General features: G+C 44.5%; 19 protein-coding genes and 2 tRNA genes. 10 read left to right on the top strand and 11 right to left on the bottom strand.

All coding sequences use genetic code 11. The features are described 5' to 3' along the window. Positions 1-16: 16 nt before the first annotated feature. The 5 genes from J3998_RS02235 to J3998_RS02215 form a co-directional block, all read right to left on the bottom strand. The gene (locus J3998_RS02235; protein WP_208147235.1) at positions 17-1,261 is read right to left on the bottom strand and encodes a UDP-glucose dehydrogenase family protein; all 1,245 of its coding nucleotides are present in this window, start codon (positions 1,259-1,261) and stop codon (positions 17-19) included. Then, positions 1,258-2,817 carry a glucose-6-phosphate isomerase gene (pgi, locus tag J3998_RS02230; protein WP_208147234.1) on the bottom strand — a complete coding sequence of 520 codons (1,560 nt, stop codon included), beginning with the start codon at positions 2,815-2,817 and terminating at the stop codon, positions 1,258-1,260. The genes J3998_RS02235 and pgi overlap by 4 nt, the downstream gene beginning before the upstream one ends. Further along, complete coding sequence (gene galU, locus J3998_RS02225; protein ID WP_208147233.1) at positions 2,814-3,683, bottom strand: UTP--glucose-1-phosphate uridylyltransferase GalU; 870 nt, start codon at positions 3,681-3,683, stop codon at positions 2,814-2,816. The genes pgi and galU overlap by 4 nt, the downstream gene beginning before the upstream one ends. A gap of 139 nt (positions 3,684-3,822) precedes the next feature. Beyond that, a complete protein-coding gene (locus J3998_RS02220) occupies positions 3,823-4,917 on the bottom strand; it encodes an HD domain-containing phosphohydrolase (RefSeq protein WP_208147232.1) in 1,095 nt (364 codons plus the stop codon). Between the two features lie 262 nt (positions 4,918-5,179). Further along, positions 5,180-5,764, bottom strand: a complete 585-nt coding sequence (locus tag J3998_RS02215) for a LexA family protein (protein ID WP_341829240.1) — start codon at positions 5,762-5,764, stop codon at positions 5,180-5,182. Between the two features lie 186 nt (positions 5,765-5,950). Here J3998_RS02215 and J3998_RS02210 point away from each other — a divergent pair, with 186 nt between their 5' ends. The 8 genes from J3998_RS02210 (at position 5,951) to J3998_RS02175 (ending at position 13,255) form a co-directional block, all read left to right on the top strand. Beyond that, a complete protein-coding gene (locus J3998_RS02210) occupies positions 5,951-6,712 on the top strand; it encodes a CHAD domain-containing protein (RefSeq protein WP_208147225.1) in 762 nt (253 codons plus the stop codon). Between the two features lie 143 nt (positions 6,713-6,855). After that, on the top strand, positions 6,856-7,338 hold the full coding sequence (locus J3998_RS02205) for a hypothetical protein (protein WP_208147223.1): 483 nt from the start codon (positions 6,856-6,858) through the stop codon (positions 7,336-7,338). 431 nt (positions 7,339-7,769) lie between these two features. After that, a complete protein-coding gene (locus J3998_RS02200; protein WP_208147221.1) occupies positions 7,770-8,480 on the top strand; it encodes a transglutaminase-like cysteine peptidase in 711 nt (236 codons plus the stop codon). A gap of 77 nt (positions 8,481-8,557) precedes the next feature. Further along, positions 8,558-10,486, top strand: a complete 1,929-nt coding sequence (locus J3998_RS02195; RefSeq protein ID WP_208147219.1) for a bifunctional diguanylate cyclase/phosphodiesterase — start codon at positions 8,558-8,560, stop codon at positions 10,484-10,486. 241 nt (positions 10,487-10,727) lie between these two features. Beyond that, positions 10,728-11,888 carry an MBL fold metallo-hydrolase gene (locus tag J3998_RS02190; RefSeq protein ID WP_243750551.1) on the top strand — a complete coding sequence of 387 codons (1,161 nt, stop codon included), beginning with the start codon at positions 10,728-10,730 and terminating at the stop codon, positions 11,886-11,888. Beyond that, positions 11,881-12,522 (top strand): TetR/AcrR family transcriptional regulator, encoded by a 642-nt coding sequence (locus tag J3998_RS02185; protein WP_208147217.1) that lies wholly within the window; start codon positions 11,881-11,883, stop codon positions 12,520-12,522. The genes J3998_RS02190 and J3998_RS02185 overlap by 8 nt, the downstream gene beginning before the upstream one ends. 531 nt (positions 12,523-13,053) lie before the next feature. Next, positions 13,054-13,129, top strand: a tRNA-Asn gene (locus J3998_RS02180). Positions 13,130-13,179: 50 nt separating this feature from the next. Continuing rightward, positions 13,180-13,255 (top strand) — tRNA-Asn (locus tag J3998_RS02175). A gap of 129 nt (positions 13,256-13,384) precedes the next feature. On the opposite strand, the gene J3998_RS02170 is transcribed toward J3998_RS02175, so the two are convergent. The 6 genes from J3998_RS02170 to yajC form a co-directional block, all read right to left on the bottom strand. Beyond that, entirely contained in the window at positions 13,385-14,959 is a 1,575-nt protein-coding gene (locus J3998_RS02170; RefSeq protein ID WP_208147215.1) for a peptide chain release factor 3, read from the bottom strand. A 155-nt stretch (positions 14,960-15,114) separates the two neighbouring features. Next, positions 15,115-15,543: an acyl-CoA-binding domain-containing protein gene (locus tag J3998_RS02165; protein WP_208147213.1), complete on the bottom strand. Its 429-nt coding sequence runs from the start codon at positions 15,541-15,543 to the stop codon at positions 15,115-15,117. Next, positions 15,540-16,268: a hypothetical protein gene (locus tag J3998_RS02160; protein ID WP_208147211.1), complete on the bottom strand. Its 729-nt coding sequence runs from the start codon at positions 16,266-16,268 to the stop codon at positions 15,540-15,542. Before J3998_RS02160 ends, J3998_RS02165 begins: the two co-directional genes overlap by 4 nt. A gap of 152 nt (positions 16,269-16,420) precedes the next feature. Beyond that, the gene (gene secF / locus J3998_RS02155) at positions 16,421-17,440 is read right to left on the bottom strand and encodes a protein translocase subunit SecF (RefSeq protein ID WP_208147209.1); all 1,020 of its coding nucleotides are present in this window, start codon (positions 17,438-17,440) and stop codon (positions 16,421-16,423) included. 8 nt (positions 17,441-17,448) lie between these two features. Then, complete coding sequence (secD, locus tag J3998_RS02150) at positions 17,449-19,332, bottom strand: protein translocase subunit SecD (protein WP_208147207.1); 1,884 nt, start codon at positions 19,330-19,332, stop codon at positions 17,449-17,451. Positions 19,333-19,450: 118 nt separating this feature from the next. Then, on the bottom strand, positions 19,451-19,780 hold the full coding sequence (yajC, locus tag J3998_RS02145; RefSeq protein WP_208147206.1) for a preprotein translocase subunit YajC: 330 nt from the start codon (positions 19,778-19,780) through the stop codon (positions 19,451-19,453). 279 nt (positions 19,781-20,059) lie between these two features. On the opposite strand from yajC, the gene J3998_RS02140 reads away from it, so the two are divergent. Next, positions 20,060-21,208 (top strand): YeeE/YedE thiosulfate transporter family protein, encoded by a 1,149-nt coding sequence (locus J3998_RS02140; protein WP_208147204.1) that lies wholly within the window; start codon positions 20,060-20,062, stop codon positions 21,206-21,208. A 240-nt stretch (positions 21,209-21,448) separates the two neighbouring features. After that, positions 21,449-21,736 (top strand): GIY-YIG nuclease family protein, encoded by a 288-nt coding sequence (locus J3998_RS02135; RefSeq protein WP_208147202.1) that lies wholly within the window; start codon positions 21,449-21,451, stop codon positions 21,734-21,736. Positions 21,737-21,865 lie beyond the last annotated feature (129 nt).

The following is a 21,865-nucleotide window of genomic DNA, read 5'->3' as shown; positions in this document are numbered from 1 at the left end:
CTTGTGCTTGGTCAGTTTAGCGCCCAACCCCGAAATAGGTAAAACCTTGTTCTTTAAGAAAGTTTTTGTCATACAAATTACGTCCGTCCAGTATCACTGGCTGCGACATCAATGTTTTAATTTTGTTGAAATTCGGGGTCCAGAAGTTTTTCCATTCTGTCAGAACGCACAGAGCATCACTTGCTTCTAGGCTGGCATACATATTGTCGTAAATATGAATTTTTTCCTGTTGTGCTTTGCTTAGGTGTCGGTTCATCCATTGATAGAAATTATCATCTAATTTCGGATCAAATAGGTGCAGCTCACACCCTTGATGAAGTAGTGCTTGAATCATTACCAAGCTTGGCGCGCCCTCAATCGAATTGGTGTTCGGTTTATAGCTGATACCCCAGATTGAAATCTGTCGGTTTTGTAGGTCACACTCGTAGTGGCTCCAAAGCTTACGGAACAGCAGTTCTTTCTGTTGTTCATTGATATTATTGACGGAGCGAAGCAGGTTCTCCTGAGAGCCGGTCTGGTCGATTAAATCCTGGACGCGGTGGAGGTCGCGTTCAAGGTAAGCACCGCCAAAACCGACACCGGAATAGAGGTAAGCAAAACCGATACGATGATCGGAGCCTAAACCTTGACGAACTTCTTCGATATCGGCATTCATCTGCTCGGAAACTAAGGCCAGTTCGTTCATCAAACTAATACGTGTCGCGATCAGAACGTTAGTGGCGTACTTGGTAAGAATCGCCGATTCCGGTTTCATTTGGATAATGGTGTCACGGTTTCGGTTGAAGGGTGCAAACAGACGACGGAATTTAGCAATTGCGGTATCATCTGTGGCGCCGATAATAATGCGGTCAGGACGTTGGAATCCCTGAATTGCGCTACCTTCCGGTGCAAAATCCGGGTTGATGATAATTGCCATCTGCGCCGCTTGCATAATCTCGCGGGCAATGTCGATACCAAAGTTCGAACGAATTAATAAAGTGCTGTTCGCGGAATTCTCTTGTGCCAGATGTTTTGCCATATCCAAAGCGACAGAGCAATCGCCATCGCCATAAGCGAAGATATGAAAGTCGGCCTCTTTAGCGTGTTGGTCAGTAATCTGTAAATGTTTTTGCTGTAGCTGTTTTTCAAGCAGTTTCTGTAAACCCGGCTCGGCAATTTCGTTCGGGAGCTGGCCTATCAGTTTAACGTCATTCCCGGTTTCGGCGAGACATCCAGCGGTCACTAGCGCGCTAATAGTTGAACCAAATACGTTAATAATCATGCGTTATGTTCCCAAATTTGCTGCAAAATGCCCTGAGTTGATTGATCAAGTTGTGTTGCGTTGCGTTCGTCAATGCATTCTAGAATGCTTAGCGCAATTTTCTTTCCAAGTTCTACGCCCCATTGGTCAAATGGGTTGATGTTCCAGATAACAGATTGGGTGAAAACCTTGTGTTCATACATTGCAACTAGCATGCCTAGGTGGTGGGCATCGACACGTGTCATTAGTAGGGTGTTAGAAACTTGGTTGCCCGGATAGTGCTTATGCGGATCGTCACTCTCCTGTCCGACCATCATGGCTCTGCTTTGAGCAAGGCAGTTGGCGATATTTAAATTTTGGTGGAAAGTGGCACGTTCACCGCTGCCTTGGCCTTCTTTAAATAAAATAAAGTCGGACATGACGCGCTCGGTGCCTTGGTGTAATAGTTGATAAAAGGCGTGCTGCGCATTTGGGCCGACTTCGCCCCACAGAATCGGGCAGGTGCGGTAATCGACAAATTCGCCATTGCGTTTAGTGTGTTTACCGTTACTTTCCATTTCTAGCTGTTCAAGATAACCGGCAAAATATTTCAAGCGTGAGTCATACGGTAGAATAGCTTGTCCGGCAAGGTCGAGGAAGTTAGTATTCCAGACGCCGAGCAAGCCAATTAATGCAGGAATGTTTTCTTTGAAAGGAGTGTTCTTAAAGTGCATGTCGACTTCATGAGCACCGGCCAACATCTGTTTGAAACCGTCCATTCCCATTTGAATGGCGATGGTTAAACCGATACTGGACCATAAAGAGAAGCGACCGCCGACCCAATCCCAGAAAGCAAGTTGCATCTGCGGCAAAATACCCCATTCGGTCATTTTTTGCGGGTTGGCAGAGACACCGATAAAGTGACGCATTGCGGATGTTTCAACACCGCAACTGCTAAGCATCCACGCCTTGGCAGTTTCAGCCAGTGATAGAGTGTCAATGGTGCCGAAAGATTTTGAAGCAACGATAAACAGAGTGGTCTCAGGGTTGAGTTTCGCCAAAATTGACTGCAGTTGGCGGCCATCCAGAGTGGAAACAAAGTGGATGTCCGGACTGTTAGAGTTTTGCTGCATTTCTAAGGCGTGCGTTACCATTAGCGGGCCGAGGTCGCTGCCGCCAACACCAATATTGACGACGTCGGTAATCGCTTTGCCTGAATAACCGCGCATCTGTTTTTGGTGTAACTCATCAACAATATAGGCCATCTTTTCCCACTGCTCTGCCACTTCCGGGTTCGGATTGCTGACATCTCGTAGCGCGGTATGCCAAGCCTTGCGACCCTCAGTGTGATTCAGTTCATCACCGTCAAGTAAGCGTTCAATCCACTGTTGTAGATTAGCTTCTTCGGCCATGGAAACTAGGCCGTCTAGCACTTCTTCAGTGATCTTCTGTTTGGAAAAATCGAGCATGGCACCAGGCATTTGCACATGGAACTGGGCAAATCGTTCTGGGTTTTGAGTAAACAGGTCATTAAGATGGGTTTGCTGTAAACTCTCAGCCTGTGCCTTTAATTGTTGATAGGCATGGAATTGCTTCATTTGATCTCCGTAGCGAGCCATTCTTTAAAGTCTGAGCCAAGCTCAGGGTGTTTCATTGCAAATTCTACCGTCGCTTTCAGATAACCGAGTTTGTCGCCGCAGTCATAACTTGTCGACTCCAGTTGATAAGCTTGCGCACCTTTTTCTTTCATTAAGGTGGCAATGGCATCGGTAAGTTGAACTTCGCCACCGGCACCTTTCGGTGTGGTGTGCAGAATTCCCAAGATGCGGTTATCAAGTACGTAGCGTCCGGTAATTGATAGATTAGATGGCGCGTCTTCGTTTTTTGGTTTTTCTACCATACCGACCATATTGACCGATTCACCAGCGGAAAATTCAACGCCTTGACAGTCAACGATACCGTATTTATGAACCTCTTCCGCTGCAACCGGTTCAACCATGATTTGACTCTTACGGCTGGTCTGGAATGCTTGCACCATCTTGGATAGATCACAGGTGTCATTTCCGAGGATTACATCCGGCAAAATTACGGCAAAGTCATCATCGCCGATAATCGGTTCTGCACAGAGAATAGCATGACCTAGGCCAAGAGCTTCAGGCTGACGGATGGAAATGATATTGGCGTCGCTTGGCAGAATATTGTCGACCACTTCAATTAACGCTTTTTTGTTCTTTTTCTCTAGCGTGGTCATTAGCTCAAAGTTATGGTCGAAATGGTTCTCGATGGCATTTTTTGAGGAGTGGGTAACTAAAATGATGTCGGTGAAGCCTGCACAAATCGCTTCGCAGACAACATATTGAATGAGAGGCTGATCGACAAGGGTGATCATCTCTTTAGGAATAGCTTTGGTCGCAGGAAGAAAACGAGTGCCAAGACCGGCAACGGGGATTACAACTTTTTTCATTTATTCACTCTAAATCTATTTAATTCATAATTTGGGTTTTGACCTCATTCTAACCAATAAATATTGAATTTAAATGAACAATTTTAAAAAAGCAAAATACCGTCATTATTTGCACCAAGTTAAAGCAAAGTGTGCTTTTTTATTGGTCAGGGTTGGCTTCGGCAATCATTTTTAGCTGATCTTTTATCTCGGCAAAGGTTTGTAAAATAACTTCTTGGAAGTGTGTGCCGGCTCCTTCAAACATAATTTCTAGAGCTTTCTCTTGGCTAAAGGCTTTTTTGTACGGGCGCTCGCTGGTTAACGCATCATACACATCCGCTACAGCCATAATTCGAGCTGAAAGAGGGATTTCTTCGCCGGCAATCCCATTTGGGTAACCGGAACCATTCCATTTTTCATGGTGGTAATAGGCTATTTCTTGTGCTACCTCCAGAAACAGGCCTTTTTCGCCCATCGAGCAGGCCGCTTCCTGCAAGATTTTGTAGCCTTTCTCGGCGTGGGTTTGCATGATACTGAACTCTTCGGTAGTGAGTTTTCCGGGTTTGAGCAGAATGTCATCTGGAATCGCAATTTTACCAATATCATGCAAAGGTGCCGATTTGGTGATCACTTCAATGTTTTGATCATCTAGTCGGCTGGTGAACTCGGGATTTTTCGCCAAAGCTTTTGCTAGCGCTTGTACATAATATTGAGTGCGGCGAATATGATTGCCGGTGCATTCGTCACGAAACTCTGCCAAAGAAGTCATAACAAAGACGGTGCTATCTTGTAGTTTATTGATTTCACTAAGACGCTGACTTACTTCTTGTTCAAGACTCTCAGCACGTTGTTGGATTTTCTTTTGCGCGTATTTGAGTTTGAGCTGGGTGTCGATTCGCGCCTGTAATACGCCAGGGTTAATCGGTTTGGAAATAAAATCGTTGCCACCAATTTGTAAAGCATATTCTTCATCTTGCGGCTGATTTTTAGCAGTAATAAACAGAATCGGTAGGTCTTGTTTGTCGAGAGTCTTACGGATATTTTTACAGGTTTCAAAGCCGTCCATAACGGGCATCATTACATCTAGAAGAATCAAGTCGGGTTGCTGTTGCTCGACGACTTGTAGAGCTTTTTCGCCATTGGTAGCAATGCGCGTATTGAAACGAGCGCTAAGGAGGTCAACTAGAAGTTTTAAGTTGAGAGGCTCGTCATCTACACAGAGGATAAGTGGTTTTTCAGAACTGGAAGGGGTCATTCGGTCGTGCACTCTTTATGGGTTGTAGAGTAAATGCTCTTTATGATAATAGTACGTATTCTTTCGAGTGTAAACAGCTGGAAATTATGAAATGGGATTTTGCAGGTATGGTTTTGACTACAGCTATTTGTAATCAAGTTTCTTCACAGTTTTTGTGTTGATTCTGCCGTAGAAATTAATTGATATTCTGTTGTGAATGTTGGCTCAAAGGAGTTGGCCATCTAAGAGTTAGGTAGCCAACTTCAGTTTTTTAGGTGAGACGTTAGAACTGGTGGATACATGAGGTAACCACACCCCAAATGACCATTTCGCTTTCGGCGCCGACTTTAATGTCGGGATAATCGGGATTTTCCGGTAAAAGATAGGTGCCGTCGTTACGAATGTCTAAACGTTTGACGGTTAATTCTCCGTCCAGTGCGGCGATGACAATTTTTCCCGGGCGTGGCGTGATGCTGCGATCAACGACTAAAATGTCACCGTCAAAAATTCCGGCGTCGCGCATTGATTCGCCTTGTACCTTAAGAAGAAAAGTACTGCTGTGGTTTGGCGCCAGTTTTTCATTTAAATCCAAACGGTCTTCGATAAAGTCATCCGCAGGAGAGGGAAAGCCGGCCACTACTTTATGGCTATAGAGCGGAAGTAACTGCGCGGCTTCTTCCATCATTCCGCTAATGGCATCCAAATTTTCCAAACTGGCTTCGCCGACTTGCTCTTTGTAATTTTGCAGCCAGAGCTTGACAGTATCAACCTGTGACTCAGGGATACGTACTACCTTAGTTGCTTCTCCAAAGGCACCGCTGCCTTTTTTTCGCCCTGCTCCGTTACGTTTGCCACCGTGACTTAACACTTGAATTTCCTTATTATTTGAAATGAGATAGGTTTGATGGTTTTGGTTATTGTAACATGTTTCAAAAGGGTGCCGGATGAACTGTTATAAAAATGTCTTAAGCTTGTCATCAGCCTGTCAAATCCGAAGCGAGACTCTATGGCACTATTCGCACATTATTGAGTATGGATAGATGAGTGGATGACGATGAGTAAAGAAAAAGATTTACCGATTGGCAAAGTGTTGCGGTTAAGTGACAGTTATTTGCAGTCGCCGCCAAAATTAAAGTCGCAGGCTAAGAGTTTGCATAAATTGCGCCAAACTGCACGCCAGATTGTTTCGCTACTGCCTGAAGATGGTTATTCCCAACAGCGAGTCAAACGCGTTATTCAAGCCAGTAATAAGATTCGTGATTTGGATGTTTTGTTATTGGAATTATTGCCTGGGTTTCCAGAGGAATATGCTGAGATAGTGGCAGAGATTAAAGAACAGCTATTGGATGTTCGTTGGCGTTTGGACGACGATTTTAAAAACGATTTGCAGATGGAAATGGTGCCGGAAATTGAATCTTGCATCGGTGATGATCAAGTGATGAGTCACATGTTTGCGCCGACTGCTGGCGAGGCGTTACATGACCGGCTTAAAGATATTAAAGCGCGTTTTAAGAAAATCAAAAAACAGCTCGGTTTACTCGATAACGATAGCGGTCAGATTCATAAACAGCGTTTGAAGGTAAAACGAATTCGTTATCAGGTAGAACATTATTTTCCAGAACAGCAGTCTTTGTTAGATCAACTTAAATATTTGCAGAAGCAGCTTGGCGAATTTCATGATTATGCTCAGGCAGAGAAAATGATTGGCAAATACACCGAGCTAGATGCTACACAAAGAGGTGTCGTTAAAGCTTATCTTCTGTCTCAGCAACAGCAGATTCTGTCAAAGGTGCGAAAAAAGTTGAATAGGCTCTGATTGATGGCTTCGGCCTTATCGGTCAAATGACTGAATAGAGTGAATTCAGGCGTGCTTTTGGTTATTTTGGAGAGTGCGTTTTGGTAGAATTTGCGCCATTAATGTTTTCACCGATTGAGTTCGGTACAAAGGATTTAGAAAAGATGGCGAGCATTCAATCATGGGAATTTTTTAGACGCGTAAGCGTACTTTGTAAAGCATGGTCGTCGCAAGTGCTGTTGCTTGCCGGTTTGAGTTTTTTGTTGCTAAGCGTTTTATTGCAGAGCGGTTGTTCAACGAGCAGCAGCATTGAGAAAGATCGACCGGCCAGTCAGTACGCTTTGACAACGAATTTATCGGATAGTTTTGGCCGACTTTATCCAAAAATTTATATTAATGGCAGCTATGTTTTTCGCGATAAATTGTTGCTAACGCCGAATCAATATCATTTCAAGATTACCTATAGAGATGCAGCCGGGTTAATTCATACTGAAAACATGCAGGTGAAAATTGAATCGAACCACTGTTACTATCTACAACGCAAAGATGGTCGTTTTCGTTTTAATGCCAATGCTTTGGATGGTGACATCTGCTCAGATGTGATTGACCGAACTCGCTACGAAATGACTTATTTTCGTAAGTCCTAAAGAAAGGCTGAGCATCCCACGAATGTTATTGGGGAGCTTGTTCAGTGCGATTTGAACGAAAAAGAGGCTACAACAATCAAGTTGTTGCCTGCTTTGGACAAGCCTGCAAACGTCCGGTTTGCTAGACACGTTTTTCTGCGCCTGAATCTAATTTGGACGTGTTCTGTACTTTCCTCGCTTTTTTTCACTAAAACTTGATTTGCCGCTTGTGAATGCGGTTTTCTTATCTTGTGTAAATCTTTGCTTTTGGTAAGGTAACAGCTGTATAAAACGGTTGTGTAAATCGCGTTTTGGTTGAGTTGATGGCATAGTTATGGAGGGCGAGAAATTGGCTGAGTATAGAGCACAAGTGTATGCCCAATATATTAATGTCTCTCTTCAATCGTTGCGTGTTGGCCTTCGCTTGAAAATAGCTGCTGGACGGAGTTTTTATGGCTAAGCCACTCTTTTCTGCTCCTTCTAAGATATCGGGGGCGATTTTGCGTTCGCAGTATAAGATTCTATTAAGCTTAATTTTGCTATTGGGCATTGCCGGATATGCCGTTAGCCAAGCGACTCTCGATTTCAATCGCTTTTATCAGTCAATTTACTCGGAATATGGCGAACAACGCTCGCGTCTAGCCAAAACTTGGCAAACCACTATGGAGCGGGTTAAGCCGCTGCCAGATCAGCAAAAGCTACAAGAAGTGAATAACTTTATCAATATGGCAGTCCGCTACCAATCTGATATGACTAATAACCGGGTAAAAGATCATTGGTCGTCACTTGTCGAAACTTTTGGCAAAGGTGTCGGAGATTGTGAAGACTATGCCATTGCTAAATATGTCACTTTGCGTTTGGCGGGCGTGGAAGATAAGCATCTGCGTATGATTTATGTTAAAGCGTTTAATCGAGGCCGTACTGAGGCGCATATGGTGTTAGGTTATTATCCAACACCAGATTCGATGCCGTTGATTTTGGATAATTTGATTTCTGAAGTGAAACCCGCCAGTCAGCGTAATGATTTGAAACCGGTTTTCAGCTTTAACAGCCGAGGGCTTTGGGCAGGGCTTTCTAAAGCGACCAACTCAGATCCAATGGCACGCCTGTCGCGTTGGCAGCAGGTTGTTTCGAAGCTGAAAAGCGAAGGGATCACCTTATGATTATTTGTCGGACGATTGCTAATAATAAACGTCATTTTCTTTTTCAAATAACCTCGTCGGTCACAAAGGAGTAGGTTATGTCTTTGGTTAAACAGTTATGGATTGCGATTGTCGGATTGATGGTTCTGGTGTTTTTTGCCAGTTTTTCCATTAGCACCCTAAGCGCCAAAGGCTACTATATTGAGCAATTGAGTTTGAAAAATAGCGATAACGCCAACTCTTTAGCGTTGATGCTGTCACAAATGGATAAAGACGAAATTATGGTCGAGTTATTAGTGGCAGCACAGTTTGATACTGGTAACTATAAAAAAATAGAGCTGCTGGATCAAAACGGGACTGAGCGCTTAGTTAAAACGCATGAATATAATATTGAAGCGGATGTGCCGAATTGGTTTAAGAAAATGGTGCACATTAAAGCGGGTAAGGGGGTTGCTCAAGTACAGGATGGTTGGAAACAGTATGGCACTTTGATTGTCGAAAGTGACGACCGTTTTGCCTATGAATCCTTGTGGGAAACGACTCGCCAGTTCTTCTTATGGTTTCTGGTGGCGGCATTGGTTTTAGGCGCTTTGGGAACTTGGGTATTGCGAATTCTGACGCGTCCGTTGGAAGATGTGGTCGAGCAAGCCGAGGCAATTGGCGGGCGTAGGTTTATTACCTCGAAAGAACCGAAAACACTTGAATTTAACCGTCTTGTTCGTGCCATGAATACCTTGTCCGACCGAGTGCGTACTATGTTGGAGAATGAAAGCCGTCGTTTAGAAGAGATGCGCTATAAAAATCAGCATGATGCTCTGACCGGTTTGGCGAATCGTGATTTCTTTATTAGTAAGCTGGAAACGATTCTTGCTGATGAAGATAAGAATACGTGTAACGGCATGTTGCTACTGCGAGTTGCCGATTTGCTGACTGTCAATAAAACTCTTGGTCACCAAAAAACGGATTTGCTGCTAAAAGGGATTGCCGAGCAGATGGACAATACGATCAAACAACATAGTAAAGAGTTTGACGAAGGGATGCTTGGCCGCTTAAACGGCAGTGATTTTGCCGTGATTTTAACCAATATTGATGATTTGAGCTCGGTTGCTAAGGCGTTGGAAGTCTTTATTAGTACTTATTTGAAAAATTATGAGTCGCAATTATCGGTAGTGTTGCCAATGGCAGCGTGTTCTTTTAAAGGTGATGCGAGTCGACCAAATCTGTTCCAGAAGATTGATAGTTTATTGGTGAGTGCGGAAAGTGAAAAACGCACTAATATGGTTGTTGAAGATAGCGAAGCACAAAAATCGGTATTGAAAAATGCCGATGAATGGCGCGAAATGCTAGTGAGTGCGATCTCTTCTGGAGAAGTGATTGCGCAGCTGTTCCCTGTTGTTGATATTAAAAATCGTTTATTGCATCTGGAAGCAATGATGCGTTTGCAAGTGGAAGGCAAAATTTTATCGGCAGGGGAATTCTTACCTTGGGCGCGTCGATTAAATCTGTTACCGCAGTTGGATTTAGCGTTGGCGGAATTCATTCTTTCGCAAGAGCAAGATCAGCCGCAGGATATCGCTATTAACTTGTCGATTGAAACCCTTAAGGATATGCAGCAGCGCGATATATTAGTTGATATGCTAAAAGCGTCCAAGTATGCCGATAGATTGTGGTTAGAATTGCCTGAGCGCGCTATTCTAGATAATTTAAATTATTTCGTTGAGTTCTGTGGATTAGTCAAGCCACTTGGTTGTAAAGTCGGTTTAGACAAGGCTGGGTCCGGTTTCGGAAATATCTCGCATTTGCAGGAAGTTGGCTTGGATTATATTAAGATTGACGCGGTATTGATTCAAAATATTACTCGCAATAATCAGGAGACCGAAGGCTTTGTGCGTGGCGCTTGTACATTAGGACACTCAATTGGTCTGCAATTAATTGCGGAAGGTTTACAGGACATTAGTGAGCTGAATCATCTTGAAGGGATTGGTTTAGACGGGGCTACAGGTCCAGGGATTCAAACGCGTAACTAAGCACGCCAAAAACTTTTCTATTAAGCCACTACTTGGATTTTCTGAGTAGTGGCTTTTTGTTTTTAGACCCTGAAGGAAAGATCGTCGGGTCTTAAAAATAATTTTAGTTGGTATAAATTTTTTCAGGTTTTTCCATGGATATAAGTTGTTATGATAGCTGCCTAACAGTTGTTAGAATTTCGGTTTGTTTATCGATAGTCGCAACGTCATTTAAATTTAATGTCCATAATCTGGAGGGCCTATGTCCGCAATAAATCATCAAGCTAAATCATTTTGTTCGTTAGCGAAAAGTGGTCGCAAGTCGAACTACCTGAGTAAGTTGGCTTGGCCTTTGTTGTTGATGTCTACAACGATGAGTGGAACGGTGCAAGCGTCTAGCCAAGATCCTTATATAGCCGGTTTTGAAGTTTATGCCAAAGAGAATGGTTCTTTGACTGGTTCGATTAATGCTTATGTTCAGGACGTTAATAAAACCGTGCGCAGTGTAGGTTATGTTGGCAAAGAAGTCAGCCTACCGCAGCCGACTAAAGTTATGGATGGTGTTTACACCGTAGTCGGTAGCTTGATTTGGCATAACCCGAGTAATTTTGGGTTAAATAACAATTTGTCATGGATCGAATTTGAAGACGGTGTTTTTGTTTTTAACGCAGGGCCAAACCCTGCTGTAGCTCACAGTTTTCATCAGATTATTAAGCGCCATACCAATAAGCCGGTTAAATGGTTAGCGGTAGAAAATTCACAGGGGCACGCCTATCTCGGTGCGAGTTATTGGTATGATGTCGGCGTGCGCAATATGTATTCGCATAGTCAAGCAAATAGTGATTTTGCCAATGGTTATCAGCAGATTAAAGCTAGCTGGGCACGTGCGGTTGGGCAAGCGATTACTCAAGATGCGCGAGACGTTAGTGATAAATTTACCGAATTTGATGATAAATTGGTGATCAATGTAGGCGGGGGGGAGACCGTTGAGCTACTGAATTTCGGTCCAGGACATACTCCAGGGTCAACTCTCGCTTATATTCCGAGTCGTAATCTCTTATTTACCGGAGATGTCGGCTACAATAAACGCTCGCTTGCCTTCTTCTCTTATACCAATGTTGGTTACTGGATCGATACTTTCAAAGCGATGAAAGCGGCTATGCCGGAAGATGTCGTGGTCGTGCCTGGGCACGGTGCGCCGACCGATATGGCAACCATTACTCGCGATACCTTAGGATACATGGAGTATCTGACTAAAGAGGTGCAAAAGAAAATCGATGCCGGTCAAAAAGAAGAAGATATGAGCTCTATTGACCAATCAATGTACAAAGACCGTCCGGTATTTCAGCAGACGCACGAACACAATACCGTGCATATCTATAAAGAGCTGACCGGCGGCGATTTAGGAATGAGTTTTGAATAGTTCGGGAAACAGTACCCAATTAAAACCGACCGCGCGCCGCATTGTTGAACAGGCGGCGCGTTTATTTGCCGATCAAGGTTACGATCTAATCTCGATGCGTGATATCGCCAAGGCTTGCGATATTAAAGCTCCCTCACTTTATCATCATTTTAGCGACAAACAGAGTCTATACCAGGCAGTGCTACAAGCAGTATTCGCGCAGCAAAATGCCGAGATAGCGGAAGTGTTTGTTACTCAAATGGCTGCGGAGGAAAAATTGCACCAAGTGATTTTGCTTAGTGCCCGAAAAATTTCCTCCGATCATGTTTTTCGCCAATTACTATGGCGCGAATTATTACAAAATGATCCTGAAAGAATGCAGTTTCTGGCTGAAGAGGTAATGGCACAGTCTTGTTTGCAATTGCAAGAAATTCTCCAGCAGATTCAACCGAATTCATTGCAGACCGATTCGCACTTTGCGATCACTTCAGTGATGGGGTTATTGTTGTTCCATTTTCAACTTGGTGCCATGCGTCAGTATCTTCCGGGTGCGCAAGCGCTGCATCAAGATGTTGATTATCTTGCCGAGCAAATTTTTCATATGATTAAATCTGGCGTGGTTTATGCGCCACCACAGCGTATCAATGATAAATAAAGATAAGTGTGTTTATAGGTCATAAAATTCCTTTTTGCTGTCTGTAAATTTTCTATGCCTAAGCCTTGGCGAAATCGTTATAATCCCCGACGATTTTGAAAAGGGCCGGTTTTACTAAGTAAAACAATTTGATAAGTGAATCAGCACTTAAGGCCATCTACAAAAAGGATAAAAAAATGGAAAAGAAAATTATTCCGGGCGCGATTATTTTTGCAGCAGCGATTGTTGGTGTTCTTGTTAATATGCCAGTTGCTGAAGCGGCTCAAGCTGCGGTATCAATGGTTAAGTAAGCCATGCTTAGTCTCTAATATCGGGTTAGTTTCTTAACCTGCATTGAGATTAAAAACGCCAGCTTTGTTATTGACAGGCTGGCGTTTTCTATTTTTTAGTGATGGAGTTCAAATTCAAGCGCTGCTTCGATAGTCGCTTTTGTGAGTTTAGCTTAATAAATTTAAAAAAATACTTGCATTGAATTTTGCACTCAATATAATACGCACCACATCAAAACGAATTACCGTTTTGAAGTATTTTTCCCCAATAGTTCAGTTGGTAGAACACCGGACTGTTAATCCGTATGTCCCTGGTTCGAGTCCAGGTTGGGGAGCCAAATTTTAGGTTGAGATGAATTTCTTAACCTGCTCTTTTTGAGCAAATCATTCCCCAATAGTTCAGTTGGTAGAACACCGGACTGTTAATCCGTATGTCCCTGGTTCGAGTCCAGGTTGGGGAGCCATTAGAAAGCCCGCTTTGAGATGACTCAGCGGGCTTTTTTATTGCCCGAAAATAATAAGATGGTAATAGAACGAAAAAAGCCGAAGTCGTTTTACGCTCCGGCTTTGTTCTGTTTTGCTGTTAAGGCTTGTTAGTGTTCTCGTGTTGCCACAAATTGTAGTTCCGGCCAGCGCTCTTCAATCAACGATAAATTAACGCGGGTTGGCGCGATATACACCAGCTGGTCAGCAGCATCGTAAGCGACGTTCTCGGTGACCTTTTTAGTGAATTTATCGATTTCTGCTTGGTCGCCGATTACCCAACGGGCGGTATTGACGTTGACCTGCTCGAAAATACAGTTAACGTTGTACTCGTCTTTCAGGCGTTGTGCCACTACTTCAAACTGCAGCACACCAACCGCACCGAGAATCAAATCATTGTTATTGACCGGACGGAATAGCTGGGTCGCACCTTCTTCGGAAAGCTGTTGTAGACCTTTTTGCAGAGCTTTCATTTTCATCGGATCTTTTAACTGTGCTCGCCGGAATAGTTCCGGCGCAAAGTTTGGAATACCGGTAAATTTCAGTTCTTCGCCTTGGGTGAAGGTATCGCCGATCTTTATGGTGCCGTGATTGTGCAGACCGATAATATCGCCCGGATAGGCTTCTTCGGCATGGTCGCGTTTATTGGCAAGGAAAGTAATCGCTTTCGATACCTTAACGTCTTTTCCGATACGGACGTGTCGCATCGACATACCACCGTTGTATTTACCTGAAACGATGCGCATAAAAGCGACTCGGTCACGATGTTTCGGGTCCATATTGGCTTGGATTTTGAAAACAAAACCGCTTAGCTTGTCTTCTTCGGCTTCAACGAAGCGGTCATCAGTTTCACGTCCTTTTGGTGCCGGAGCGTATTTTTCAAAGCCGTCTAGTAATTCTTGTAGACCGAAATTATTGACGGCCGACCCGAAGAATACCGGCGTTAGTTCACCGGCTAAAAACAGCTCCAAATCAAATTCATGACTGGCGCCGCGCACTAACTCCACTTCGTCACGAAGTTCTTCGGCTTGTGACCCAAGCAGTTCATCCAGACGAGGGTTGTCCAAGCCATCGATTAACTCACCTTCCGAGGCTTTTTGTCCTTCGGCCTGAGCAAAGATACGAACGGTATCGTTATAAAGGTGATAAATCCCTTTAAAGCGTTTGCCCATGCCGATAGGCCAAGTCATTGGTGCACAGGCGATATTTAATACTTCTTCGACTTCATCCAATAGTTCAATCGGCTCTTTACCTTCGCGGTCAAGCTTGTTGATAAAGGTCAGGATTGGCGTAGTACGCAGGCGACAGACTTCCATCAGTTTAATCGTACGATCCTCGACACCTTTTGCCACGTCGATAACCATTAGTGCTGAATCCACCGCGGTCAGAACACGATAAGTGTCTTCCGAGAAATCTTCGTGCCCCGGAGTGTCCAAGAGATTCATGATCGCACCCTTATAAGGGAACTGCATCACGGATGAAGCCACCGAGATTCCACGTTCTTGCTCCATCTTCATCCAGTCGGAGGTTGCGCCGCGATCGGTCTTGCGGCTTTTTACTGCACCGGCCATCTGAATGGCGCCGCCGTATAACAGCAGTTTTTCGGTAACGGTGGTTTTACCGGCATCCGGGTGAGAAATTATCGCAAAAGTGCGACGCTTGGTGGTTTCGAGATGTAAAGACATTTAAATATCAACCGCTTAGCAATGATTTGGCTTGGAGAAAAGAGCCGTATTATACAAGTGAGATTAAGGCTTGGCAAAGAGTGCGACAGGGCTGGGTAAAAAATAAGCGAACAACATGGCTATTGTTCGCTTAAGGCACTACTCAGGCAAAAAAGTTAGAAGCGTTGAGCTAAATATAGCTTTTTTAATGATTGCGCTGTTTTGTCGTCATTAGGTTTATCTGTCAGGGGATCGCCCAGTTCCGGGAATAACTGTTCTTGCAGTCGAGTAATTTCTTGTAGAAACAGCTCGGTGGCGTCTTCGCGAGGCATGCCTTTGAGTGTTTTCCAGACGTCCTGTTTATGCCGTTCGAATAAGCTCTGTCCAGCAATTTTTATACGTTTGCAGTCACCATGTAAGGCTTGCTGGTAAAGCGCCTTTAACAGACATTCATCTTGATAGGGAAAGCTAATCTTCTCTTCGGAATGATGAATCGAGCTGTATAGCTCGTTGTACATTACTAGAGCATCGGCCAATAAATTCGGTGACGCTTGTTGGCGTTCGTTTACATCGTCAATGGCAACAGCGGAGTTGGCGGAATTCATGCTTTTGCCTCGCTTTGGTAGTTATGATGTCGAAGTTGTCTGTTTTGCGCCTGTCGACGCTGTAAAACTTGTGCGACTTGGTACAGCCAATACAGAGCGACAAAACCGAGATAGATGCTGAAGAATGGCAGATTACTTGGCGCGAGGGCGCCAAAAAGCAGAAGCACGCTACCGACAATGATGCCGCGACGTAGCATATAGAGTGGCCAAAACTTTTGCCATAGAGGCGCTTTGACGGTGTGTAATACTCGACAGATGGTGCGGGTGAATTGGTATTCAAACAGCCCGATGGCGGCGAGGGCAGAAAGGTTAATCCAAAGCTGTTCAGTAAACAGTTCTAATACAAAAGGCAGCCATAACAGTAGCGATAAAGCTAAAAACGGATTGAGCCATAAACGGTTGCGCCAGAGCGCGAGTTCAAATGCACTGATCCGAGTTTCATTACGGCGTTTTGCCGAATCAAACTGTGCACCGAGTATGACTTTATTGCTTGTTGAGGTTGAGACTTTCTGCGTTGGTTGGGACGTATCTATTGCCGTGTCGCTATCATTGTCTGCAAAGGCGGCATGCGCTGCGGCCTCGGATTTTTCGAGAGTATCTATTGTCGCCGGCGTATGCTGCTGTGCTCTAGGTTTTTGGTTTGATTGTGGATGCTGGATAAACTCTGCCAATTGCTCGGCTAGAGATCTTGCATTTTCAAGCTTTTGGAGGCTTGCTGCTTGCATAAGCAATGCCCTTTATTCTTTATTTATCTTTGCGCCGCCAATAAAAAAGCGGCTTAGTAGCCGCCTTTAAATGTATCAGTTTCTTTAAAGTGTAAAAAGAATTTACCTATATTTTAAGCACTGAATTTTTTTATGGTGTTCAAGAGAGAGTTTTATTCATCTTCTTTAATGCCCTTCTGCGCTAACTTAGCTTCACGCTTGGCTTCTTGTTCCAAGAATATACGTTGTAGCTCTGCTTCGTCAGTTTCGCTATCACGCTCTTCCTTCGGTTGTTTCATCAGGTCTTCTTTTGATACGCCTAGCATCAATGCAAATGCAGAGGCAACGTAGGTTGAAGAGTAGGTACCGACCACGACACCGACAATCAATGCCGCTGCAAAACCGCTGATGACTTCACCGCCTAAGAAGAACAAAGCCAGCAATACCACTAAGGTCGTTAGGGAGGTCATAATGGTTCGTGAGAGCATTTGGTTGACCGCGATATTGGTGATCTCTACCGGATCCGGCTCGCGCATGGTGCGGAAGTTTTCACGGACACGGTCAAATACAACGATGGTATCGTTGAGCGAGTAACCGATGACCGCAAGCAGAGCGGCAACAACAGTCAGATCGAATTGCATTTGTGTCCATGCAAAAACCCCAAGGGTAATCACAACGTCGTGCACCAACGCAGCCACCGAACCAAGCGAGAAACGCCACTCGAAACGCAAGGCAACATAAATCAGGACGCCGAACAGAGCGTAAAGAACCGCTAGAGCGCCATCTTCAGTCAGTTCGTCACCGACTTGCGGGCCGACGAATTCAACACGGCGCAGTTCAATCGGTTCTGAACTGGCGGCCTTTAGAGAATCCATGACTTGGTTGCTTAATTGTGCCGAGTTCATGCCGTCACGTGGCGCGATGCGAATCAATACATCTTCGGCGGCACCGAAGTGTTGGGCAACGGCTTCTTCAAATCCGGCATCGGCCAAATCTTGACGGAGGTTGTTTAAATCAACCGGTTTTGGGTAGGAGACTTCAATTAAGGTACCACCGGTAAAGTCGATACCAAAATTCAAGCCTTTCATCCACAGACCGGCTAAAGAAGCGATAATCATCACCGCTGACAGAGCCACCGCCAAAAAGCGTTGACCCATAAAATTAATCATTTTCGTTTCAGTCGCAGTACTCATATCCGTTCCTAAATCGATAGTTTCTCAACACGCTTATTACCGTAATACCAATTGATAATAGCGCGGGTGCCTAAGATGGCAGTAAACATCGAGGTTAAAATCCCGATAGACAGGGTGATGGCAAAGCCTTTAATCGGCCCGGTTCCAAAGCTGAACAGCACCAATGCCGCCAGCAGGGTGGTGATATTGGCATCGGCGATGGTGACAAATGCTTTCTCGTAACCGGCATAAATCGCGCTCTGAATTGAGGTGTTTTTCAACTCTTCACGAATACGCTCGAAAATCAGCACGTTGGCATCGACGGCCATACCGACTGTCAAAACGATACCGGCAATACCCGGTAAGGTAAGGGTGGCTTGTAACATGGAAAGTACGGCAATGATAATCACCAAGTTCAGCATTAACGCGAAGTTAGCAATCATGCCGAAGAACTTGTAGCGCCATACCATTAGGATCAACACCAGTACAAAACCGATTACTACTGACATAAAGCCTTGATTGATATTGTCTTGCCCCATGCTTGGCCCAACAGTACGTTCTTCAACGATTTCCATTGGTGCGGCTAGAGCTCCGGCACGAAGCAATAGAGCTAAGTCTTGGGCTTCTTGAGGAGAGTCCAGTCCGGTAATTTGGAAGCGGTCGGCGAACTGCCCACGAATGACCGCCGCATTGATAACGTCTTTAGTGGTGATTCGTTTCTTAACTTTCTCGCCATTTACCTCAATCGTTTCGACGCGGTTTTCGATAAACAATACCGCCATGCGGTTACCGATGTTTTTCTTGGTTGTCGCCAACATCTTACGCCCGCCGGCACCGTCAAGCGAGACACTAACCATTGGCGAGCCTTGTTGCGGGTCAATGCTCGATTGTGCGTTTACGACATTCTCACCGGAAACGATAATTTGGCGTTGTAGCAGAATCGGGCGGCCGTCACGGAAGTGTTGCAAAGTTGAGTTGCTCGGTGCAAAACCGGTTTTCGCGGCGCGTTCCGCATCCCCTTTTTCATCTACCATGCGGAATTCAAGCGTTGCTGTCGCCCCAAGAATTTCTTTAGCACGCGCGGTATCTTGAACCCCCGGAAGTTGCACGACAATACGACGGTCACCTTGCTGTTGAATTACCGGCTCGGCAACACCTAACTCGTTAATACGGTTACGCAGGGTGGTGATGTTCTGTTGCAGTGCGTATTTTTGTGTTTCGGCAATAGTTGCGTCACTGAAAGTCAGCATTACACTTGGTTTCGCAGCGGCGTCATCCGGCGCAATAATGAAGCGATCAGCGAACTCAGTTTGCAGCGCTTGAAGGCCGCTTTGGAAATACTCGTCGGAGGCAAAAGGGATTTCAATCTTGTCTTTTTCTGCTTCAAACGGTAAGTAACGAACCTTCTGTTCGCGTAGCAGTCCTTTAATTTCGTCAACATTACGTTGGTAGGCTTTCTCTACCGCCGCTTCCATGTCAACGTCCATCAAAAAGTGCACCCCGCCACGCAGGTCAAGACCAAGATACATTGGTTGACCGCCGACACCGCTCAACCAAGCCGGTGTTGCCGGAGCAAGGTTTAAGGCGACCACTGCCGTGCGTCCCATCTCTTCTTTAAGCAGGGATTTGGCTTTCAGTTGATCTTCGGTATTGGTGAAACGGATTAAGAATTTACCGTTTTCGAATACCGAAGATTTAACGTCAATATTGGCGTTTTGCAGAATGCCGGCAACTTGCTGTTGAGTCTGTTGGTTAAACTCGACCGACTTGGCCGGAGAGATCTGTACAGCAGGATCGTCGCCAAAAATATTTGGCATGGCGTAGGTGATACCGAGCACGGTAATCACTATCAGTAACAGGTATTTCCACGCGGGATACTGGTTACTAATCACTTTTTGTTGTGTTTGAAACATAGATTGCTTTCCGGGATTGATCGCTGTTTATGAAGAAAGAAATTATCTGTTGAAACAGCGTAGAAATAGCATTGTATAGACAACAAAGGGGCTGATTTGCCCCTTTTGCTTTTTGGAATTATTCGCCGCGCATGGTGCCTTTAGGAAGTAGGCGCGCAATGTTTTGACGTTCAACCTTTACAACAACGTTGTCAGCGATTTCTAGGTCGCAGAAGCTGTCGTTGATTTCGCGAATCTTACCTAGCATGCCACCGTAAGTGACCACTTCGTCGCCTTTCTTTAGCGATTCAACCAGGTTTTTGTGCTCTTTAACTTTTTTCTGTTGTGGGCGAATCAATAAGAAATAAAACACCACAAACAGTAGAACTAGCGGAATTAGGCCTTCCCAGCCACCGCCTTGTGCTGCTGCGGTACCTTCTGCCATAGCGTCGCTAATAAAAAAGCTCATAGATTTCTCCTAAAAGTCTCAAATAGTAAAAATTAAACCGATGTATTTTGGCACAGCTAAATTAAAAAATCCTTAAATAATGCGTTCTTTTCCGCGATTTACTCGCTGGTACCGATATGAGCTGTGTTTTTGTATGCGGCAAAGTTATTCCCCTATCTAAAATTTGAATTACAAAAAACTTCTTCAGAAACGCAAATAGCAGGTCAATGCTTCTACAATACACGCAATTGTATAAGGGATATTGTGATGGGGTTCGCTATTTCACTGAGAAGCGCTTTTATGAATTCTGGACTGCATCGAACATTGGTTTGGTTGTTGTTTGTTGCGGTTTTTTTCGCGGAGGCAATGTTTGTCGAGCGGCCAGTATTGCTGTTGATCGGTGTATTGATTGGTTTGGTATTTCAGTATTTTAGTTTTGGTTTCGCCAATTTTTGGCGTAATGCATTGGTCGAGAAAAACACGGTTGGCATGCGTTCTCATCTATTGATGCTGGCGGTTGGTGGAATATTGTTCTTTCCTGCTTTAGCGCTCTTGCCGGATTTGCATGGCGCGATTCGTCCTGTCGGCTTGAATGTATTAATCGGCGCTTTTTTGTTTGGTATCGGGATGGCGTTAGTCGGCAGTTGTTCTTCCGGAACGATTCGGCATATGGGAACCCTGAATCTGCGTTTTTATTGGGTATTTCTGTGGATGGTGATTGGCGGCACCATTGCCGCAGCCTTGGCCGATTGGTGGCAGAACTTAGCTAGTTTGCCGAGTTTTTCTATGGCGTTGCAGTTACCTTGGTTTGTTGGATTGGTTGCACATTTAACGGTTCTCGGTTTTTTGTACCTGTACTTGCATCGGCAAGAGTCTAAGGCGTATGGAAAGGTTAAACCTTTGATAAGCAAAATGTCGCCATTTTTATGGGCAGGTGTTTTGCTGGCGCTATTGAATTTCGTACTGCTTTTGGTCAATCAAGCGCCTTGGGCGATGAGTTGGATTTTTCCGAAGCTTGGAATTCTGACCATGCAAGTTTTTGCTTTGCCGATTGAATGGGAATTTTGGGATTTCACCGCTCAAAATGAATTGTCATTAGCGAAACCACTGCTACAGGATTCCATTGTTGTGGTGGCAGTCGGTATGTTACTCGGCGTTTTTTTAGCGTTTTGGTGGCAATCGAGAGCAATGGATGGTTCTGGCTTAGCCACTAAGAAATGTGCAAAGATCAAGCCGTTGCAAACTGTAGTTAAAGATCCGGCAATGGGCGGATTAATGGGGTTTGGTGCAGTGACTGCCTATGGTTGTAATGTTGGTGGTTTTTTCAGCGGAATCGTGTCCGGAAGTCTGCACGGCTGGGTATGGATGTTCGCAGCATTGCTAGGGATGAGCACCGCCTTGCTGGCTTCGAAATGGTTGTCGCAAGGGATTACTCGTCAGAAATATTAAAAGATTTTGTCCCTCGGCTGGAATCGGGGATGAAGGTGTTTTTGAATTAAGTGAATCCAGTATTAACCCCAGAATGTTTCTGTAGTTTAAAGCTTGTCATTCTCTCTATCTAAAATCTACGTCATTCCCGCGTAGGCGGGAATCTATGAGCTTGCTGTTGTTCTCACTATAGGTATGATCGTCGCCCTTGAATGTGGTTAGAAATCAGGCGCTCTCTTTTAAAGGATGGACTAAGAGTTTATGAAAGTACCGACTGTTTATATTTTGACTAATCAAACGAACAGCGTCTTGTATATTGGTGTCACCTCAAACCTAGTGCAAAGAGTCTATCAGCACAAAAATAATCTTGTAGAAGGCTTTACTAAAAAATATAAAGTTCACAAGTTGGTCTACTTTGAGCAGTTTGAAGATATGTATGCCGCGATTGCGAGAGAAAAAGCGTTGAAGAAATGGAATAGAGGCTGGAAAGACCGATTGATTAACGAAATGAATCCTAATTGGCGTGATTTATGGGGTGAAATTATTTAATTGATTAGGCAAGAGATCCCCGCCTACGCGGGGATGACGATGTTTTCGGGAGGATTTTACTGTTTGCTATAAAGAAGTCACTGGCTTTAATAGTGCAAATATATGCCGTTACCGAACCCCAAGTCATTC

This window comes from Thiomicrorhabdus marina, assembly GCF_017571465.1.
GTDB lineage: Bacteria > Pseudomonadota > Gammaproteobacteria > Thiomicrospirales > Thiomicrospiraceae > Thiomicrorhabdus > Thiomicrorhabdus marina.
This window is presented reverse-complemented; position numbering and strand designations above follow the sequence as displayed.

Excerpts from the sequence above, each read along its gene's own strand:
- secD (WP_208147207.1), bottom strand. The coding sequence starts at position 19,332 with ATGTTTCAAACACAACAAAAAGTGATTAGTAACCAGTATCCCGCGTGG.
- secF (WP_208147209.1), bottom strand. The coding sequence starts at position 17,440 with ATGAGTACTGCGACTGAAACGAAAATGATTAATTTTATGGGTCAACGC.
- J3998_RS02165 (WP_208147213.1), bottom strand. The coding sequence starts at position 15,543 with ATGAATTCCGCCAACTCCGCTGTTGCCATTGACGATGTAAACGAACGC.
- J3998_RS02170 (WP_208147215.1), bottom strand. The coding sequence starts at position 14,959 with ATGTCTTTACATCTCGAAACCACCAAGCGTCGCACTTTTGCGATAATT.
- J3998_RS02140 (WP_208147204.1), top strand. The coding sequence starts at position 20,060 with ATGAATTCTGGACTGCATCGAACATTGGTTTGGTTGTTGTTTGTTGCG.
- J3998_RS02235 (WP_208147235.1), bottom strand. The coding sequence starts at position 1,261 with ATGATTATTAACGTATTTGGTTCAACTATTAGCGCGCTAGTGACCGCT.
- J3998_RS02195 (WP_208147219.1), top strand. The coding sequence starts at position 8,558 with ATGTCTTTGGTTAAACAGTTATGGATTGCGATTGTCGGATTGATGGTT.
- yajC (WP_208147206.1), bottom strand. The coding sequence starts at position 19,780 with ATGAGCTTTTTTATTAGCGACGCTATGGCAGAAGGTACCGCAGCAGCA.
- galU (WP_208147233.1), bottom strand. The coding sequence starts at position 3,683 with ATGAAAAAAGTTGTAATCCCCGTTGCCGGTCTTGGCACTCGTTTTCTT.
- J3998_RS02190 (WP_243750551.1), top strand. The coding sequence starts at position 10,728 with ATGTCCGCAATAAATCATCAAGCTAAATCATTTTGTTCGTTAGCGAAA.
- J3998_RS02160 (WP_208147211.1), bottom strand. The coding sequence starts at position 16,268 with ATGCAAGCAGCAAGCCTCCAAAAGCTTGAAAATGCAAGATCTCTAGCC.
- pgi (WP_208147234.1), bottom strand. The coding sequence starts at position 2,817 with ATGAAGCAATTCCATGCCTATCAACAATTAAAGGCACAGGCTGAGAGT.
- J3998_RS02135 (WP_208147202.1), top strand. The coding sequence starts at position 21,449 with ATGAAAGTACCGACTGTTTATATTTTGACTAATCAAACGAACAGCGTC.
- J3998_RS02200 (WP_208147221.1), top strand. The coding sequence starts at position 7,770 with ATGGCTAAGCCACTCTTTTCTGCTCCTTCTAAGATATCGGGGGCGATT.
- J3998_RS02210 (WP_208147225.1), top strand. The coding sequence starts at position 5,951 with ATGAGTAAAGAAAAAGATTTACCGATTGGCAAAGTGTTGCGGTTAAGT.
- J3998_RS02220 (WP_208147232.1), bottom strand. The coding sequence starts at position 4,917 with ATGACCCCTTCCAGTTCTGAAAAACCACTTATCCTCTGTGTAGATGAC.
- J3998_RS02205 (WP_208147223.1), top strand. The coding sequence starts at position 6,856 with ATGGCGAGCATTCAATCATGGGAATTTTTTAGACGCGTAAGCGTACTT.